This window comes from Streptomyces sp. NPDC093600, assembly GCF_044764755.1.
Taxonomy (GTDB): domain Bacteria; phylum Actinomycetota; class Actinomycetes; order Streptomycetales; family Streptomycetaceae; genus Streptomyces.
Window position 1 is genome coordinate 253,582 of record NZ_JBIWIU010000002.1, and the last position, 17,543, is coordinate 271,124.

A 17,543-nucleotide genomic window follows, 5' to 3' on the forward strand; every position below is an offset into this window, starting at 1 on the left:
CGCAGGACTGGGCCGTACGGGGGTCTGCGCTGGCCGGTGCGGGAGGGGGGATCAGGGCCAGGTCACCGTCGTCGGCGGCCGTGCGTCGTCCGTCACCGTCAGACGCGGGCCGGCCGGCGTCACCGCCACCTCGACCGTGATGGCGCTGACGCCCGGCCGCCGGTGGGCCGCCGCCAGCGCGCCGCGCAGGGCGGCGAGGAGCCGGTCGGCGTCCCCGGGCTCGATGAGGGTGTCGACGGCGCCGGAGAAGTGGACCGACGGCTGGAAGCCGAGCAGGGCCGCCGCGCCGCCCGTCTCGCGCAGCACCCGGCCCCGGAAGGAGGCCGGCGCGTCCGCCGGTGGCTGCTGGAGGGCGAAGATGGTGGTCCGTACCTCCTGGATCGTGGAGTCGAGTTCGTCCACCGCCCGGCCGAGGAGCGCGTTCTCCTCGGAGGACTCCGCCGCCCGCCGCCGGGTCGACTCCAGCATCATCTCCGTCGCGAAGAGCCGTTGGACGACCAGATCGTGCAGGTCGCGCGCGATCCGGTCGCGGTCCTCGTACACCGCGAGCTGTTCCCGGTCGTGCTGCGCGTCCGCCAGGACCAGCGTGAGCGCGGCCTGGGAGGCGAACTGCGAGGCGAGCAGTCGGTCCACGGCCGAGTACGGGGCGTCGCCGCGCCGCCGGGGCAGGGCGAGGGTGCCGATGAGCCGTCCGCCGCTCTGGAGCGGCAGCATCATCGAGGGCCCGAAGCGCGACCGTACATGCGTCGTCATCCGGGGATCGGTCGCCGAGTCCTCGACGAACACCGGTTCCCCGCCGAGCAGTTGCGTGAGTACGGGAGAGCCGGGTGCGATCGTCGTACCGATCAGGTCCCCGGGGTCGTCGACCGTCGAGGCGGCCACGATCTCCATCCCGCCCTCGGCGGTGGGCTGCAGGACAACCCCGGCCGAGGCGTCCGCGAGCAGCCGCGCCCGCTCGGCGACGGTCATCAGCGCGTCCTCGGCCGGCTCAAGGGTGAGCAGGGCCGTCGTCACCGCCGCCGCGCCCTCGATCCAGCGCTCGCGTCGCCGGGCGGTCTCGTAGAGACGGGCGTTGCCGATCGCGATCCCGGCCTGGGAGGCGAGGACCCGCAGCAGGGCAAGGTCCTCCTCGGTGAACGGCCCGCCCCGCTTCTCGGTCAGGTAGAGATTGCCGAACACCTCGGTGTGCACGCGGATCGGGACGCCGAGGAAGGAGTGCATCGCGGGATGCCCCGCCGGGACCCCGCAGGAGCGTGGATCGGTCGTCAGATCGTCGAGCCGCAGCGGCCGGGGATCCTGGAGCAGGGCCCCGATGACGCCGGTGCGCCCGTCGGGGAGGCGGCCGATCCGCTGCCGTTCCGCCTCCGTCATACCGGCCGTGAACAGCTCGGTGACGCGGCGGCGCTCGGGGTCGACAACCCCGAGCGCAGCGTAGCGGGCTCCGGTCAGCTCGGCCGCGGAGTCCACGATGTGCTGGAGCGTGGCCCGCAGTTCGAGATCGGTGCCGACGCTGAGGACCGCTTCGAGGAGAGTCGGCAGCCGGGGAGCCGGTTCGTCCGCGCCCTTGATCGACATGGGTTCATTGTCGTACGAGCGGAAGAAATCGGAACGTCGGTGCGGTCACTTCGCGTCCGCCAGCGGGTCCAGCGGGTCGAGGACCATCGGCTGGATCCTGCCCTCCAGCATCGCGCCGAGCCCGAGGATCGCGCACACGTCCGGCCGTTCGGCGATGTGCACCGGCATCCCGGTCGCCTCGCGGAGCATCTGGTCCAGGCCCGGCAGCAGCGCACTGCCGCCGACCATCATGATGCCGCGCTCGGCGAGGTCGGCCACCAGGTCGGGCGGGCACTCGCGCAGGATCTTGCCGATGCCGTCGAGGACGGCCGTGAGGGGGGTGTGGATGGCGTCCCGTACGGCCGCGGTGTCGACGGTCACCGACCGGGCGAGGCCGGTCGCGACGTCCCGGCCGTGGATCTCGGTGGAGGCGGGGCCCTGGAGGGTCAGGCCGTTGCCGCTGAGGGCCAGCTGCAGCGGCCGGACCGACTGGCTCGGCAGCATCAGCTCGTGCTGGTGGCGCAGGTGCTGGATGACGGCGTGGTCGATCGCGTCGCCGCCGACGGGGATGCGCTGGGCGGTGACGATCGAACCCAGCGACAACACCGCGACCTGGGTGGTGGCCGCCCCGCACACCATGATCATGGTGGCGGTCGGCTGCTCGACGGGGAGTCCGCAGCCCACGGCCGCCGCGATCAGGGTGTCGACCAGCTCCACGCGTCGCGCTCCCAGGCCGACCAGGGTCTCGACGGCGGCGCGCTGGGCGAGCGGGTCGCTGTCGTGCGGGGTGCAGGCGGCGGCGCGCAGCCGGGGCTTGCGGCGCAGCTGGCGGCGGAGCTTCTCGCCGAGGAGGTGGCGGAGCATCCGCTGGGCCATCTCGATGTCGACGACGGTGCCGCCGGAGACGGGCCGGGTGACCCGGATGTAGTCCGGGGTCCGGCCGGTCATCTTCTCGGCCAGCGCGCCGACGGCGATCAGCGCGCCGGTACGGGTGTTCACGGCGGCGACACTGGGCTCGTCGACGACGAGTCCGGCGCCCTTGACGAAGACCCGGGTGCGGGCGGCGCCCAGGTCGACGGCGACATGGCAGCGGCGCAGCTGCTCAAGACTGACGGTCACGGCGGATCCTCCGGAGTGCGGTGCTGGCACGGAGCGAGGTGGTACGCGATCGTGCTTCGGCGTTCTGTTCGCATCGTGCGTTTCCGGCGGGCGCGGCGCGCGCTGGGCTGAGCCGCCCGGGGGTGCGGCCGCGGCCGACACCAGGTCAGAGGAGTCGCTGGAACAGGCCCCAGGTGAACTCGGCCGTACGCCGGGTGCCGCCGGGGAGGGTGAAGTCGAGCTGGAGGCGGGTGGGGGCGCTGCCCTCGCGGGGGTGGGCCGGCGGGAAGGCGTTCGCGACTTCGGCGATCGTGCAGCTCCACGGCCGCAGATCGGCCTCCGAACGCAGCTCCGGGGCGGGCGCGCCCGGCGCGCGAACCAGGCCGCAGCCCCAGACCTGGGTGGGCGTCCGGCGGCCGGTCGGGCCGATCGCGACCTCCCAGCGCAGGTCGGACCAGAGCGGCAGGGGCCAGCGCAGGATCTCGGCGGAGTACGCCTCGACGACATGGCGGGACTCGGGCTCGCCGAGCGCCGAACGGTACCGGTGGAGTTCACCGGGTCCGCTCCGGGCGCGGCTCCACGCCTGCCACCGCCGGTTGGCCTCCCGCATCTCCGTGCGGGAGGCGCCCAACGCGCGCCGAGCGTCCTCGGCCAGGTCCGGCTGGTGGTCGGCCATCCGGCGCAGCAGGACGAGCTGGAACTCACGCGGTCCGAAGGGCCCGGGGGATGGCGTGGAAGGGGCGGACGGGGTGGACGGCGTGTGCGGGGTGGAGCGTGTGGATTCGGCGGGGCCCGGCGCTCCGGTGGAGTAGGCGGACCGGGCGGAATCGGCGGGGTCCGGCGCTCCGGCGGACGGGGCGGACGGGGTGGACGGCGTGTGCGGGGTGGAGCGTGTGGATTCGGCGGGGTCCGGTGCTCCGGTGGAGTGGGTGGATCGGGAGGGTGTGACCGATTCGGGTGGTCCGCCCGATCCGCTCGATGGTGACTCCATGTGTCCATCCTGCCCGAAGCGGGAGATTGGTGACTGCGCGCCGGTGAATCGGGATTTCCTCACAGGATCCTCACGTTCATGGCTACCTGCGTTGTCCACGGGGCACGTAGCCTGCGGGCGCCATGGACTACTGCCAACAGTGCCGACGGCATCTCAACGGCGCCCTCGCCTGTGCGGGGTGCGGAACCCCCGTCGAGGAGCTGCGGTACGAAGCCCCTCGTGCCACCGAGGACGCGGCCGAGGCCGAGCACGTCTACGAACTGGACGTCGTCGAGCCTCCGCGCGCGGCCCCGGCGGGCCGTCGTGCCGCGCGCCGGGGCGCCGCCGGGCCCGCGGCGGCCGGGCGGGCGGCCACGCGCAAGGGCAGGCGCGGGCGGAGTCGCAAGGGCCGCAACGTCCTGGTGGGCACCCTCGGGATCGTGCTCGCGGTCGGAACGCTGAGCATGGCGAAGCTGGCCCTGGAGCCCGAGCAGGGCGGGGTCGCCACCGCGGTGGAGGAGGAGGACGCCGTCGAGACGTCGCTGCCTCCGGTGCCCTCGCTGAGCACCGGGCCGTCCGACGGGCCGAGCCCGGTCGACAGCCCGGCCTCCGTCTCCCCGGCGGGTTCGCGCGCGCCCGTCTCCGGCGCGCCCTCGGACGGGCCGGCCGGCGGTCCTGGCTCCGGAGGCTCGGAGGGCTCGGGCGGCGACGGCGGCTCGGAGGGCTCCGACGGCGGCTCGGAGGGCTCCGACGGCGGCGCCACCGGCCCGCCGGGCGAAGCCTCGCCGTCCGACTCGCCGTCCGCGTCGGACTCGCCCTCGGCCGGTGAGCCCACCCCGGGGGACAGCTCCTCGCCGCCCCCTCCGACATCCACGGGCCGCCCCGGCGACGGGCCCACGCCGCCGCCCCCCTCCCAGACGCCCGCCCCCGCCAAGACGACCTGCGTCCTCTTCTGGTGCTGGTAGCTGGGGACGCTGGTAGCGGCTGGTGCCAGTACCGGGCGGCGCTGGTAGGCGGGCGGTGCTGGTGGCGGGCGGACGCTTCCTACCCCGCGTCCTCGCCCAGCATCCGCTTGAGCAGGTCCCGCAGCAGCGTGCGTTCGACCACCGTCAGCTGTCCCAGCGGCTCGCGGGCGAAGTCCAGGGACTCCCTCAGCCGGCGAGCGGTGTCCAGCCCCTCCGGCGTGGGCGCGGCCAGCTTGACCCGTCGGTCGGCGGGGTCGGGACGCCGCTCCACCAGGCCGCGTGATTCGAGCCGGTCGACGATCCCGGTGACGTTCGACGGCTCGCACCTGAGCTTCTGGGCGATCTTGCGCATCGGCACCGGTTCCAGCGCGAGCAGTCCGAGGACCCGGGCCTGCGCGCCGGTCAGCGAGTGCTGCCCGGCCACCTGCTCGTACTCCTCGTAGTACCGCGCGACGACGCCGGCGATCAGATCGACGACTTCGCGCGTCAGGGGGTCTGTCCGTGGGGTGGCCATGCACAGCATCGTACCCAGATACTTGACAACATGAAATATCCAGGGGCATGGTTGTTTCACGTTGTTAAGTATCCACAGCGTGAAGCTTTCTCGTTGTGAACGTTTCCCAGGAGGCCGTGCTCATGTCCGTACTTCCCGCGTCCAGCCGTGAGTGGCACCTCGTCGCCCGCCCGCACGGCTGGCCGACCCCGGCCGACTTCGCCCTGCGCGAGACGCCCGTCGCCGCACCCGCCGAGGGCCGGATCCTGGTGCGTAACCTGCACTTCTCCGTCGACCCGTACATGCGCGGCCGGATGAACGACGTCAAGTCGTACGTCCCGCCGTTCAAGCTCGACCACCCCATGGACGGCGGCGCGGTCGGCGAGGTCATCGCCTCCAACGCCGAGGGCTTCGCCGTCGGCGACCACGTCCTGCACGGCCTCGGCTGGCGCGAGTACGCCGATGTCCAGGCCCGGCACGCCACCAAGGTCGACCCCGGCCTGGCGCCCCTCTCCACCTATCTCGGTGTCCTCGGCATGACGGGCCTGACCGCCTACGCCGGTCTCTTCGAGGTCGCCTCCTTCAAGGAGGGCGACGCCGTCTTCGTCTCCGGCGCGGCCGGTGCCGTCGGCAGCCAGGTCGGCCAGATGGCGAAGCTCAAGGGCGCCTCCCGGGTCATCGGCTCCGCCGGCTCGGACGAGAAGGTCAAGCTCCTGGTCGAGGAGTACGGCTTCGACGCCGCCTTCAACTACAAGAACGGCCCGGTGAAGGACCAGCTCCGCGCGGCCGCCCCCGACGGCATAGACGTCTACTTCGACAACGTCGGAGGCGACCACCTCGAGGCCGCGATCTCCTCGCTCAACGTGCACGGCCGCGCCACCATCTGCGGCATGATCGCCCAGTACAACGACACCGAGCCGGTGCCCGGCCCCCGCAACATGGCCATGATCATCGGCAAGCGGCTGCGCCTCCAGGGCGTCCTCGTCGGCGACCACTACGACCTCCAGGAGCAGTTCGTCCAGGAGGTCGGCGGCTGGCTGCGCTCCGGCGAGCTGAAGTACCGCGAGACCTTCGCCGAGGGCATCGAGAACGGCGTGGAGGCCTTCCTCGGAGTGCTCCGCGGAGACAACACCGGGAAGATGATCGTTTCGGTGACCGGCTAGTCTCTCCTCAGCCGTCGCGATCGTGGGCGCGAGTCGCGGCGAAACAGCAGAAGGAAGACTCAGATGTCCATACAGCAGTCCGACGTCCTGTACACGGCCATCGCCACCGCCGAGAACGGGCGCGACGGCCGGGTCGCCACCGACGACGGTCAGCTCGATGTCGTCGTCAACCCGCCCAAGGCCATGGGCGGCTCCGGCGCCGGCACCAACCCCGAGCAGCTCTTCGCGGCCGGCTACAGCGCCTGCTTCCAGGGTGCGCTGGGCGTCGTGGCCCGCAACGAGAACGCCGACGTCTCCGGCTCGACGGTCACCGCCGAGGTCGGCATCGGCAAGAACGACGACGGCTTCGGCATCATCGTCAAGATCTCGGCGACCATCCCGAACGTCGACGTGGAGACCGCGAAGAGCCTGATCGAGAAGGCCCACCAGGTCTGCCCGTACTCCAAGGCCACGCGCGGCAACATCACGGTCGAGCTGGCCGTCTGAGTTGCGCGTACCCTAGGGAGAGGCCGCACCCCGACCGACCGGGGTGCGGCCTTCTTCTTCCCCCGGCGCGCTACCGCGTCAGCAGAGCCCGCCCGACCTGGGCGAAGACGCCCTTCGGGTGATCGCGGAAGAGCGGCTCCGTGCCGAAAAGCACCACCGGCGCGCCGTGGGCCGCCGTCCCGCTCACCACCGACGCCTGCCCCGCCGCGTCGGCGGGGCCGCCCCGGCCGTCGGCGCCCGAACCGCGCCAGTGGCCCGAGACGAGGGGGCTGCCCGTCCCGTACGACTGCTCGGCGCGCACCCCCGTCCCGAGCCCCGTGAACCACAGCGGGGAGTAGACGAAGGTGTGCCCCGGCGCGCCGCCGGTGATCGCACCGCCCGCGTTGCGGACCGCCACCACACCGTTGGCGTCCCCGTTGCCCTCCACGGCCGTGGCCTTCAGCAGCCCCGCCGCCGCGTTGAACGCCGCACCGGCCGAGCCGATGCCCACCACCCCCACGCCGCTGGCCCGCAGCGCCTCCCGCGCCGCCGGGGTCAGCCGCCCGTGGTCCAGACCCCGCGACACGAACAGGACGTCCGCCGCCGACCAGTCGAAGCCCGCGTTCAGCGACTCCGTCGACACCGGCACCACCTCGAAGCCCATCTCCCGCAGGGCGAACAGCTCCCCGGCCGTCACCGAGGCCGCGACCCTCGTCCGCTCCAGCGGCGCGGTGCCCCGCTCCTTCGTCGCCCGGAACACCACCCCCAAGCGGTTCGCGAGCTCCCCCGCCGCACTCCGCGCCGACGCGGGCACGACCGCCGAGCCGTCCGCCGTCCGGCGCACCTTCACGCCCCGCGCCAGCAGCGTGTTGACCGCCGCCAGCTCCCTCGGGTCGTCGAGCCACAGCAGCAGATCGCCGAAGGGCGCCACCCGGCCGGTCGGAGCGGCGGAGCGGACCGTGCGCACGGCGGTGGGCAGCGGGCCGTCGGTGACCTTCCGCACCGTCGCGCCCCACAGCAGCCCGAGGCTCCACCCCGAGATGTCGTACATCGTCGACACGTCCGCGCTGATGTCCCGGCCCTCGGCCAGGATCACGTTCGCCATCCCGCGCTTGGGCTGGCGCAGATCGACGACGTACGAGCCGTCGGCCGCCCGCCCGACCCGTACGTCGTTGGCGATCAGATGGTCGACGAGCCGGGCGGCCGCCACCGCGCTCCGCTGCGACCGGCCGACCGGGATCACGTACCCCCGCGGGAAGGTGGTCGTGTACACGTCCTCGGGGCCGATCCCGGGCACGCCCGGCACCGTCTCCTCGGACACCGGCCGCTGCGCCTCACCCGCCGCGCCCCGCCGGAAGGTCTCGATCTGGTCGGCGATCACCGACGCGCGGTTGCGGTACGCCCAGTCGAGCGTGGCGCGCATCGCCGCCCCCGCCACGTCGACGTTGACCGCCGCCCTGCGGCGCAGTTCGGCCACCGGCAGCGACTCGTAGGCCGCGTTGTTCACCGGCAGGGGGAACTCGATGGTGTGCGAGGCGACCGCCCCCTGGAAGGGCATGTACTGCGGGGTGAAGATCGGCGGCCAGTCGTCCCAGCCCTCCGGCCAGTCCCGGAAGGGGATGACCGCCGGTTCCACACCGTCCTTCGCCGCCGTGTAGCCGAGCGCGTTGACCGCCTTCTCCATGCCGAGCGCGTTGGCGTAGGAGTTCTTCAGAAAGAGGTCGTACTCGTAGTTCTCGCCGTGCGGCGGGGTCGTCGGCTCGATCAGCGTGCCGTTGACGTACCCGTGCAGATCGAGCATCACGGCCGGCTGCCGGTCGATGGCGATCCGCCGGATCGCGCGTGTCTCGGGCTGCGAGGCGGTGACGAAGTCCCGGTTGAGGTCGAAGCCGTTGCCGTTGGCGCGGGTGCCGGCGATCCGGCCGTCCGGGTTGGCGGTCACGTTCAGATGGACGCGGGTCGTCGCCAGCAGCCCCGCCGTCTTGCGGTCGGTGGCGCGGGCCAGCTCCTCGACGAGTTCCAGGGCCGCGTCCGTACCCTCCCACTCGTTGCCGTGGATGTTGTTGTTGATGAGGACCGGCGTCTTGTACGCGGCCTTGATGCGCGGGTCCTTGGCGGCCGCGCCGGGAGCGTTCTCGATCCGTTCCCGCATCCGCTCCTGCTCGCGCGCCTGAGCGGCGGACTCCGGGGCGGTGACGGTGACCAGATACAGCTCGTGCCCCCGGGCCGAGCGCCCGGCGACCTCGACGCTCACCCGGTCGCCCAGTCTCTGCAGCGCGTTGAGGCGCGGGGCGAGGGAGTGGTACGGAGCCAGCCCCAGTCTGATCGACTTGTCGGCGAGGTCGGCGGGCGGGGCGGTCAGGACGGTCCGGCGCGGATACCCGCCGCCTTGGTGCGGCGACGCCCCCGGGACGGCGGTGGGGCCGCCCGCGAGCGGGGCGTCCCCGCGAAGCCCGTCCGTACGCGCGGCGGACGGGTCGAGGAGAGGCGGTGCGGCCGTGTCACGGCCGGCTCCTTCGCGTACGGGACGGGGTTCCCGCGGTCCGGGCGGTGCGGCGTTCGCGGGCAGCGCCGTGAGGAGAAGGGCTCCGAGGGCGGTGCAGGCGGCGGTGGTCAGGACGGGTCCGGGTTTCGCCATACGTACGCAACCTCCATAGGTGATCAGCCGAGTGATCAGTACGCAGGGGTCTACCCTGTCGTGCCCCGGACAACAAGGGGGCCTTCGCCGCAGGGCCGATAGGGTGAGGGCATGCGCGATTTCGGGGCCGGGTTCGGCTATCTGGTGGCGGGTCAGAAGTGGGTCGGCCGGCACGGGCGGTGGTTCGGGTTCGGCCTGCTGCCGGGGCTCGTCACCCTCGTCCTGTACGCGGGCGCCCTCATCGGCCTCGCCTACGGCGCCGACGACCTGACGGCCTGGGCGACCCCGTTCGCCGATGACTGGACCTCCCCCTGGCAGGGCGCGTTCCGCGGCTTCCTGACCGCCCTCGTCTTCGTCTTCGGGCTCTTCCTCGCGGTCGTCACCTTCACCGCCGTGACGCTCCTGGTCGGCCAGCCGTTCTACGAGTCGCTCTCCGAGCAGGTCGACCGCACGGAGGGCGGCGACGTCCCCGAGTCCGGGCTGCCGCTCTGGCGCGAGCTGTGGATCTCGGCCCGGGACAGCCTCAAGGTGCTGCTCCGGGTCGCGTTCTACGGCGTGCTCCTCTTCGCCTGCGGCTTCGTCCCCGTCGTCGGCCAGACGGTGGTCCCGGTCCTCGGCTTCTGTGTCTCCGGCTTCTTCCTCGCCCATGAGCTGACGTCCGTGGCCCTCCAGCGCCGGGGCGTCGAACTGAAGGAGCGGCTGCGGATGTTGCGCGGCCGGCGGGCGATGACCCTGGGCTTCGGGGTCCCGCTCGCGGTCTCCTTCGTGGTGCCGTTCGTCGCCGTCTTCCTCATGCCCGGTGCGGTCGCCGGGGCGACGCTGATGGCCCGCGAGCTGACGGGGGAGCGGGCGCCCGGCGACGACGGGAACGGTGCCGGGACCAGCGGCAACCTTTCTTCTTCCGGTGGCGACAAGGAGAGGCAGGATCTCCCCCACTGAAGGAAGAAAGCATGAGTCCACGAGCTGAACAGCGCGTACGGCACCGGCGGCGGACGGGTCGCCGTCGGGCCCTGATCGGCGGTCTGGCGGCGCTGGGTGTCACCGGTGCGGCCGTCGTCACCAGTGGCATGCTCACCACGGCGGGCGCCGCGACGGCCTGGCCCCAGGCCAAGGGCAGCAAGCCGGTCCCGAGCAGCATCGAAGTCTCCGGCCCGTACGACGGCGGAATGAAGCGGTTCTACGGCACCGGCGAACTCGGTTCCGGCGGCCAGGACGAGAACCAGGGGCCGATCTTCGTCCTCAAGGACGGCGCCGTCCTGAAGAACGTGATCATCGGCTCGCCGGCCGCCGACGGCGTCCACTGCCTGGGCAGCTGCACCCTGCAGAACGTCTGGTGGGAGGACGTCGGCGAGGACGCCGCCACGTTCAAGGGCACCTCGGCCTCCGCGGTCTACACGGTGTACGGCGGCGGCGCCCGGAAGGCATCGGACAAGGTCTTCCAGTTCAACGGCGCGGGCAAGCTGGTCGTGACCAAGTTCCAGGCCTCGGACTTCGGCACGATGGTCCGCTCCTGCGGCAACTGCAAGAAGCAGTACAAGCGCTCGATCATCATCAACGACGTGGACGTCACCGCTCCCGGTGGGACGATCGCCGGCGTCAACGCCAACTACGGCGACACCGCGGCCCTGCGCGAGGTCCGCATCCACGGCGACGCCAAGAAGAAGATCAAGCCGTGCGTCCGCTACACCGGCAACAGCACCGGCAAGGAGCCGACGCAGATCGGCTCCGGCCCCGACGGTGTCACCTGCCGCTACACCGCCTCCGACCTCTCCTACGAGTGACGGGGAGCGGGGGCCCGCCGACGGCGGCCGGCGGGCCCCCGCCCACGCGTTCCTCCCGGGGTCAGACCTCGGCGAGGGCGTACCCGGGGTCCGCGGTCCCCGCGTCGGCGGTCCGCTCGCCGTCCGGGCCCCAGGCGCCGCTCGCGCCCGCGCACACCCCCGCCTCGCTGCGGCCCAGGACGTTGGCGAGCACCACCCGAAGCCCGAAGTCCCGCGCCCGTACCGGATAGACCTTCTCGAACGAGTCGTTGTCGACCGTCAGCACCGAACTCGCCAGATAGACCCGACAGCCGTCGGCGGCGGCCCGCTCCGCCACCTCGGGGAAGCGGTTGTCGTAGCAGGTGGCCAGAGCGAACCGGACGCCGTCGAGGGTGAACCGGCCGTCCCGGTCGCCGGCGGTGAAGACCTCCTGCTCGAAGCCGTAGAGATGCCGCTTGTCGTAGCGGGTCAGGAGGCCGCCGTCCGGCCCGATGACCAGCGAGGTGATGCCGGGCCGGCCGTGCTCCGCCCGTACCGGCCCGTTGACGGCGGCCGCCGCGGCGACGGCGCGGCAGGCGTCCCGGAGCGGGGCGAGCCGGGCGTCGTCCTCGGCGAGGTGGAGCCCGGGATCGCCGTGGACGAGGGTCGGCTCGTAGCCGGTGAGGGAGAGTTCGGGGAAGAGGACGAGCCGGGCGCCCTCGGCGCCGGCCGACCGGATGAGGTCCGCCATGGTGCGGACGTTGGTGTCGATGTTCCCCGGGACCGGGGTGAACTGCGCTGCTGCCACGATCATGCCGCCATCATCTCCGCCGCCCGGCCCCGGGGTAACCCCGTCAGGAGGAGGAGGCGGCCACCCCGATGACCGCCCGCACCTGCGCGATGATGTCGAGCCGGTTCCGTACGAACTCCGGATCGGTGACCGAGCCCGTCGCCGGATCGGTGTTGCCCGCCCCGAACCGGAGGACCGGCGTGTGGACATGGCCGCCGGGCAGCCGCGTCAGTCCGAGGCGGTCGCGCAGGAGCGTGGCCCGGTAGGCGATCTCGTTGGAGAGGTAGTCCCCGCCGCCGCCGGCCCGGGCGGTGGAGCCCTCCGTCGGCCCGTCCGGGCGGGTCACCGGCACGGTCGACCCGGCCGGGATCTCGGTCACCGCCGTGTTGTCGTACACCGGGAAGCGCCCGGTGTCCGCCGCCACGATCGCCCGGTACGGCAGGGTGGTCGCCGTCCACTGCGGCTGCGTCGCCGGGTCCGCGACCGGGACCGTCTCCGTACGCGAGACGTTCTCGTTGTCGGGGAAGCCGCCCCGCCAGGCCCCGTTGTACCGCTCGATGTCGAAGCGGCCCACCCGCCCCTGGCTCACGGTGGTGAACAGGTCCACGCGCGGCAGGTGCGCGCGCAGCGTCCGCTCCACCGTGCCGTCGCCGAAGTCCGCCCAGCGGACCGGGAAGACGGCCGTCTCGACGCGGGCGGGGGTGCCGTCCGCGGTACGGATCCAGGTGCCGTCCAGGGCAAGCGCGGTCGCCCCGGACGGATTGCTGATCCGGACGTCACGGTCGAGCGTGAACGGGTCGAAGCCGGTCATCAGCACCCGCTTGACGCCCTTGCCCGCCGGGTGGTGGATCGAGTCCTGGCCGCGCGAGGAGCGTTCGAGCCGGTCGAGCAGCCGCGCGCGAGCGGCCGGGGTGAGCGGGAACTCCGGTTGCCAGGAGCGCAGTTCGCGGGTCATGCCGAGGCGCGCCCAGTACAGCGGCCGGTCGTCGTCCCGGCTGAGGTCCCCGTGCGCGGGGCCCCGGCCCTGGGCGCGGTCGACCGCGCGCCGCCACAGGCGGGCGCCCTGGTGCGCGACGGCCCGTTCGGCCTCCCGGTAGGAGTCCGTCCCCGCCAGCGCGCGGGCGAACTCCGGTGCCACGGTGTGGAATCCGCTGCGCCGCAGGATCTCCTGGGGCGCGGCACGGTCGAGCCGGGCCTCCTCGACCGTGCCGGCGGTGCCGCCCGCGCCGCCGCCCGTGTCGGCCGAGGCCGGTGGTGCGAGGAGGGTGAGCGCGGTGGTGAGCAGGGCGAGTCCGAGCGAGGCGGTGCGTATCCGGGGCACGGGCGAGCCTTCCTGGGGACCGGGAACGGGCCCGCGAAGTATCCCGCCCCGTCCGCGACTTCCGCTACCGCGCTCACGTGTCCCAGGGGCCCCGGCGGCCTCACGGTCACCGTCGCCTCGGTCGCCTCAAGGCTCGGTCGTCTCAAGCCCCAGTCCCCGGGCGCCTCACGCCTCGCCGTCGCCCCGCAGCAGCGCCAGGAAGTCCCGGAACGCCGCCGCCATGTCCACCGCGGCCGGATCCAGCAGCCATTGGTACTGCAGCCCGTCCATCACCGCCGTGAGCAGGGGCGCGGCGCGCTCCGGGGTGAGGCCGCCCGGCAGCCGCTCGCCGAACTCCATCCGCAGGACCTTCGCCATCTCCCCGCGGACCTGGGCGTACCGCTCGGTGAAGAACTCCCGGGCCGGATGGCCGTCGGTCACGCTCTCCCCGAGCAGCGCCGAGAAGGTCTGCACGATCCCCGGGCGCATCGCGTTGTACTCCACGAGGGAGTCGAGCAGGTCGAGCCGCCAGCCCTCCCGCCCACGGCCGCCGCTGGTGTCCCACCGGTCGCGCTCCTCAAGGACCGCGACGAGCAGCGCCTCCTTCGTCGGGAAGTAGTGCAGCAGCCCCTGCTGGGTCAGGCCGACCCGTTCGGCGACCGAGCCCAGCGAGGCGCCGCGGTAGCCGCGTTCGGCGATCACTTCGAGGGCCGCCCGCAGGATGTCCGCGCGCCGCTCCTCGCTCCTGGCCCGCACCATCGCCCCGACCCCTTTCGTGGGCCCTTCCACAGGTCCCGTCGCAGAGGACCGTACGTCATCCGGAAGTAACAAAACAATAACGTAACCTACCGATCTACAGGTACGGCGTCACCATGGGGCCCCTCAGCACTTCGACGAGGAGGTACGGCCGTGGTGGAGATCAGCGCGGAGGGCGGTACGGAGACCGGCGGGGACGCCGTCCGGGAGCGAGCCGTCGAGGCGGCGCTCGCCCGGCTCGACCTGGACACCAAGACCCGGCTGCTCGCCGGACAGGACATGTGGTCGCTGCCCGCCGTGCCCGAGATCGGCCTGGAGTCCGTGGTCATGTCCGACGGCCCGATCGGCGTCCGCGGCGTCCGCTGGACCGCCGACGACCCGTCCGTCGCCCTGCCGTCCCCGACCGCCCTCGCCGCCGCCTGGGACCCGGCCCTCGCCCGCCGCGCCGGCCGCCTCCTCGCCCAGGAGGCCCGCCGCAAGGGGGTCCACGTCGTTCTCGCCCCCACCGTCAACCTGCACCGCACGCCGCTCGGCGGCCGCCACTTCGAGGCGTACAGCGAGGACCCGTACCTCACCGGCGAGATCGGCACCGGCTATGTCCGGGGCGTCCAGGAAGGCGGCGTCGGCACGACCGTCAAGCACTTCGTCGCCAACGACGCCGAGACCGACCGCTTCACCGTCGACAACAAGGTCGCCGCGCGCCCGCTGCGCGAGCTCTACCTCGCCCCCTTCGAGGCCATCGTCGGCAACGCCCGCCCCTGGGGCATCATGACCGCCTACAACCAGGTCAACGGCGTGACGATGACCGAGCACCACCACCTCGTCAACGAGGTGCTCCGCGGCGAGTGGGGCTTCGACGGCTTCAACGTCTCCGACTGGATGGCCGCCCGCTCCACCACCGGCGGCATCGAGGGCGGTCTCGACGTCGCCATGCCCGGCCCGCGCACCGTCTACGGCGAGGCGCTCGCCGCCGCCGTCCGCTCGGGCGAGGTCGAGGAGTCGGCCGTCGACACGGCGGTGCGCAACGTCCTGCGGCTCGCCGCCCGCGTCGGCGCCCTCGACGGCGCCCCGCCGGTCGTCACCGAGCCGCCCGCCCCCGTCGACGGCGACGCGCTGGCCCGCGAGATCGCCCACCGAGGCTTCGTCCTCGTCCGCAACGAGGTACGCGACGGGCGGGCGCCGCTCCCGCTCGCCCCCGGCCGCACGGTCGCCCTCTCCGGCGCGGCCGCCCGCGACGCCCGGGTCCTCGGCGGCGGCTCCGCCCAGGTCTTCCCCGACCACACCGTCTCCCCGCTCGACGGCCTCACCGCCGCCCTGCCCGACGGCGCCGTGACCTTCTCCCTCGGCGCCGACCCCAGCGACGAACTCGCCCCCGCCGACCAGGGGTTCACCCTGCGCGCGGTCTGCCGCGACGCCGAGGGGAACGTCCTCGGCGAGGGCAGCCTGCCCAACGGCCAGGTCCAGTGGATCGGCGACGACCTCCCGGCCGGCGTCACCCACGAAGCCCTCGCCTCCGTCGAGGTCGTCGGCACGTTCACCCCGCGCGAGAGCGGCGAGCACTCCTTCGGCACCCGGGGCCTCGGCGCCTTCACCCTCCGCGTCGCGGACGAGACCGTCTTCGACGGCGTGCAGACGATGGGCCCGGAGAGCGACCCCTTCGAGGCGTTCTTCGGCTCCCCGGTCGAGCGCGCCAAGGTCCCGCTCACGGCCGGCGAGCCCGTCCAGGTCTCCCTCCGCCACACCCTGGACAAGGAGTTCGCGCCCCCGCTGCCCGCGGTCATGTTCTCCTTCGTCCACCTCGGTCCCCGCCGGGACGCCGACGAACTGATCGCCGAAGCCGTCGAGGCCGCCCGCGCCGCCGAGACCGCCGTCGTGGTCGTCGCCACCACCGAGCGCGTCGAGTCCGAGGGCTTCGACCGCGCCGACCTCGCCCTCCCGGGCCGCCAGGACGATCTCGTACGGGCCGTGGCCGCCGCCAACCCGAACACCGTCGTCGTCGTCAACGCCGGCTCCCCGGTCGAGATGCCCTGGCGCGACCACGTCGCCGCGATCCTGCTCAGCTGGTTCCCCGGCCAGGAGGGCGGCGCCGCGCTCGCCGACGTCCTGACCGGCGCCGCCGAGCCCGGCGGACGCCTCCCCACCACCTGGCCGGCCGCCCTCGCCGACGCCCCGGTCACCGCGACCACCCCCACCGACGGCGAACTCGCCTATGAAGAGGGGCTGTTCATCGGCTACCGCGCCTGGGACAGGACCGGCGCCGTACCCGCGTACCCCTTCGGTCACGGCCTCGGCTACACCACCTGGTCGTACGACTCCCTGGCCACGACCCCGGAGAGGGCCACGGTCCGGCTCACCAACACCGGCGCCCGCACCGGCCGGGAGGTCGTCCAGATCTATCTGGCGCCGGCGGCGGACACGGTCGAGCGGCCGGCCCGCTGGCTGGCCGGTTTCGCGAGCGTCGAGGCGGACGCCGGCGCGAGCGTCGAGGTCGAGATCCCGCTGCGCCGCCGGGCCTTCGAGGTCTGGGACGAGGAGAAGGGCGCCTGGGCGTTCGTCCCCGGAACGTACGAGGTCAGGGCCGCGCACTCACTGACCGACACCCGCCTGACGGCCACGCTGGACGTCTAGGAGCCCCCATGACCGGCCCCGGGGCCGAACCTGACAACCGCTCCGGGGCTTCAGCGCGTGCCGAAGCCGAAGGAGGTGGTGGATTGGTACACCTCGCCCGGACGCAGCACCGCGGACGGAAACTCCGGCCGGTTCGGCGAGTCCGGGAAACGCTGCGTCTCCAGCGCGACCCCGGAGAACATCGCGTCCGCGTACACCTGAAGCCCCGGCTCCGTCGTCCGCACCGTCACCACCCGCCCGGTCGCCGGCGAGTACAGCTCGCAGGCGTCCATGGCGCCCGCGTCGAGCACGAAGTTGTCGTCGATCCCCGCGCCGACGGCCCGGGACGTACGGAAGTCCAGCCGGGTGCCCGCCACCGGGGCGATCTCCCCGGTCGGGATGCCCGTCCCGTCCGTGGGGGTGAAGTGACCGGCGGAGACCCGCAGTTCGTGCTCCCCGCCCAGGTCCCAGTACGAGTGGTTCGTCAGCGCGACCACCGTCGGGGCGTCCGTGCGCGCCCGGTAGCCGATCCGCAGCGCCCCGTCCGCCGTCAGCCGGTACGTCACCGAGACCTCCAGCCGGCCGGGGAAGCCCTCCTCGCCGTCCGGGCTCACCCGGGACAGCCGTACCCCGTCCGTGACCTCCTCCGCGTCCCACAGGCGCTTGTCGAAGCCGCGCTCGCCGCCGTGGAGGCTGTGCGGGCCGCCGTTGCGGGCCAGCCGGTGCGTCCGGCCGTCCAGGGTGAAGGTGCCGCCCGCGATCCGGTTGGCGTAACGCCCCACCAGGGCGCCGAAGTACGGCTCCGGCCGCTTCAGATAGCCGCCCAGGTCCGGGAAGCCGAGGACCGTCTCGCCCGGCACGCCGTCCCGGTCCGGCGTCGTGACCGACTGCACGATGCCGCCGTACGTCAACACCCGCACCCGCACCGCGCCCCGTTCGAGCGTCCAGCGCTGTACGTCCGTACCGTCGACCGAACCGAAGGGTTCACCCGTGATCCTCATGATC

At 73.2% G+C, this 17,543-nt stretch carries 15 protein-coding genes; 6 read left to right on the top strand and 9 right to left on the bottom strand.

What is annotated here, in order from left to right; translation table 11 throughout:
• Window positions 1-51 precede the first annotated feature (51 nt).
• The 3 genes from ACIRB4_RS06820 to ACIRB4_RS06830 form a co-directional block, all read right to left on the bottom strand.
• Window positions 52-1,575 (bottom strand): GAF domain-containing protein, encoded by a 1,524-nt coding sequence (locus ACIRB4_RS06820; protein WP_403288942.1) that lies wholly within the window; start codon window positions 1,573-1,575, stop codon window positions 52-54.
• A 45-nt stretch (window positions 1,576-1,620) separates the two neighbouring features.
• Window positions 1,621-2,673 carry a rod shape-determining protein gene (locus ACIRB4_RS06825; RefSeq protein ID WP_403288943.1) on the bottom strand — a complete coding sequence of 351 codons (1,053 nt, stop codon included), beginning with the start codon at window positions 2,671-2,673 and terminating at the stop codon, window positions 1,621-1,623.
• A 145-nt stretch (window positions 2,674-2,818) separates the two neighbouring features.
• Window positions 2,819-3,328 (bottom strand): hypothetical protein, encoded by a 510-nt coding sequence (locus tag ACIRB4_RS06830; RefSeq protein WP_403289622.1) that lies wholly within the window; start codon window positions 3,326-3,328, stop codon window positions 2,819-2,821.
• Window positions 3,329-3,765: 437 nt separating this feature from the next.
• Here ACIRB4_RS06830 and ACIRB4_RS06835 point away from each other — a divergent pair, with 437 nt between their 5' ends.
• Window positions 3,766-4,587 carry a hypothetical protein gene (locus tag ACIRB4_RS06835; protein ID WP_403288944.1) on the top strand — a complete coding sequence of 274 codons (822 nt, stop codon included), beginning with the start codon at window positions 3,766-3,768 and terminating at the stop codon, window positions 4,585-4,587.
• A gap of 79 nt (window positions 4,588-4,666) precedes the next feature.
• Here ACIRB4_RS06835 and ACIRB4_RS06840 read toward each other — a convergent pair whose 3' ends face one another.
• A complete protein-coding gene (locus tag ACIRB4_RS06840; RefSeq protein WP_403288945.1) occupies window positions 4,667-5,101 on the bottom strand; it encodes a MarR family winged helix-turn-helix transcriptional regulator in 435 nt (144 codons plus the stop codon).
• 122 nt (window positions 5,102-5,223) lie between these two features.
• Here ACIRB4_RS06840 and ACIRB4_RS06845 point away from each other — a divergent pair, with 122 nt between their 5' ends.
• Entirely contained in the window at window positions 5,224-6,243 is a 1,020-nt protein-coding gene (locus tag ACIRB4_RS06845; protein WP_403288946.1) for an NADP-dependent oxidoreductase, read from the top strand.
• A 63-nt stretch (window positions 6,244-6,306) separates the two neighbouring features.
• Window positions 6,307-6,729 (top strand): organic hydroperoxide resistance protein, encoded by a 423-nt coding sequence (locus ACIRB4_RS06850; protein ID WP_403288948.1) that lies wholly within the window; start codon window positions 6,307-6,309, stop codon window positions 6,727-6,729.
• A gap of 70 nt (window positions 6,730-6,799) precedes the next feature.
• On the opposite strand, the gene ACIRB4_RS06855 is transcribed toward ACIRB4_RS06850, so the two are convergent.
• Entirely contained in the window at window positions 6,800-9,346 is a 2,547-nt protein-coding gene (locus tag ACIRB4_RS06855) for a M14 family zinc carboxypeptidase (protein WP_403288949.1), read from the bottom strand.
• Between the two features lie 111 nt (window positions 9,347-9,457).
• Here ACIRB4_RS06855 and ACIRB4_RS06860 point away from each other — a divergent pair, with 111 nt between their 5' ends.
• Both ACIRB4_RS06860 and ACIRB4_RS06865 read left to right on the top strand, forming a co-directional pair.
• Window positions 9,458-10,285, top strand: a complete 828-nt coding sequence (locus tag ACIRB4_RS06860) for an EI24 domain-containing protein (protein WP_403288951.1) — start codon at window positions 9,458-9,460, stop codon at window positions 10,283-10,285.
• An 11-nt stretch (window positions 10,286-10,296) separates the two neighbouring features.
• Entirely contained in the window at window positions 10,297-11,127 is an 831-nt protein-coding gene (locus ACIRB4_RS06865) for a pectate lyase (protein ID WP_403288952.1), read from the top strand.
• Window positions 11,128-11,188: 61 nt separating this feature from the next.
• On the opposite strand, the gene ACIRB4_RS06870 is transcribed toward ACIRB4_RS06865, so the two are convergent.
• The 3 genes from ACIRB4_RS06870 to ACIRB4_RS06880 form a co-directional block, all read right to left on the bottom strand.
• Window positions 11,189-11,899: a carbon-nitrogen hydrolase family protein gene (locus tag ACIRB4_RS06870; RefSeq protein WP_403288953.1), complete on the bottom strand. Its 711-nt coding sequence runs from the start codon at window positions 11,897-11,899 to the stop codon at window positions 11,189-11,191.
• Between the two features lie 40 nt (window positions 11,900-11,939).
• A complete protein-coding gene (locus tag ACIRB4_RS06875) occupies window positions 11,940-13,196 on the bottom strand; it encodes a pyroglutamyl peptidase (RefSeq protein ID WP_403288954.1) in 1,257 nt (418 codons plus the stop codon).
• A 165-nt stretch (window positions 13,197-13,361) separates the two neighbouring features.
• The gene (locus tag ACIRB4_RS06880) at window positions 13,362-13,934 is read right to left on the bottom strand and encodes a TetR/AcrR family transcriptional regulator (protein ID WP_403288955.1); all 573 of its coding nucleotides are present in this window, start codon (window positions 13,932-13,934) and stop codon (window positions 13,362-13,364) included.
• A 159-nt stretch (window positions 13,935-14,093) separates the two neighbouring features.
• Here ACIRB4_RS06880 and ACIRB4_RS06885 point away from each other — a divergent pair, with 159 nt between their 5' ends.
• Entirely contained in the window at window positions 14,094-16,559 is a 2,466-nt protein-coding gene (locus ACIRB4_RS06885) for a glycoside hydrolase family 3 protein (protein WP_403289623.1), read from the top strand.
• Window positions 16,560-16,609: 50 nt separating this feature from the next.
• Here ACIRB4_RS06885 and ACIRB4_RS06890 read toward each other — a convergent pair whose 3' ends face one another.
• Window positions 16,610-17,539: an aldose epimerase family protein gene (locus tag ACIRB4_RS06890; RefSeq protein ID WP_403288956.1), complete on the bottom strand. Its 930-nt coding sequence runs from the start codon at window positions 17,537-17,539 to the stop codon at window positions 16,610-16,612.
• Window positions 17,540-17,543: the final 4 nt, after the last annotated feature.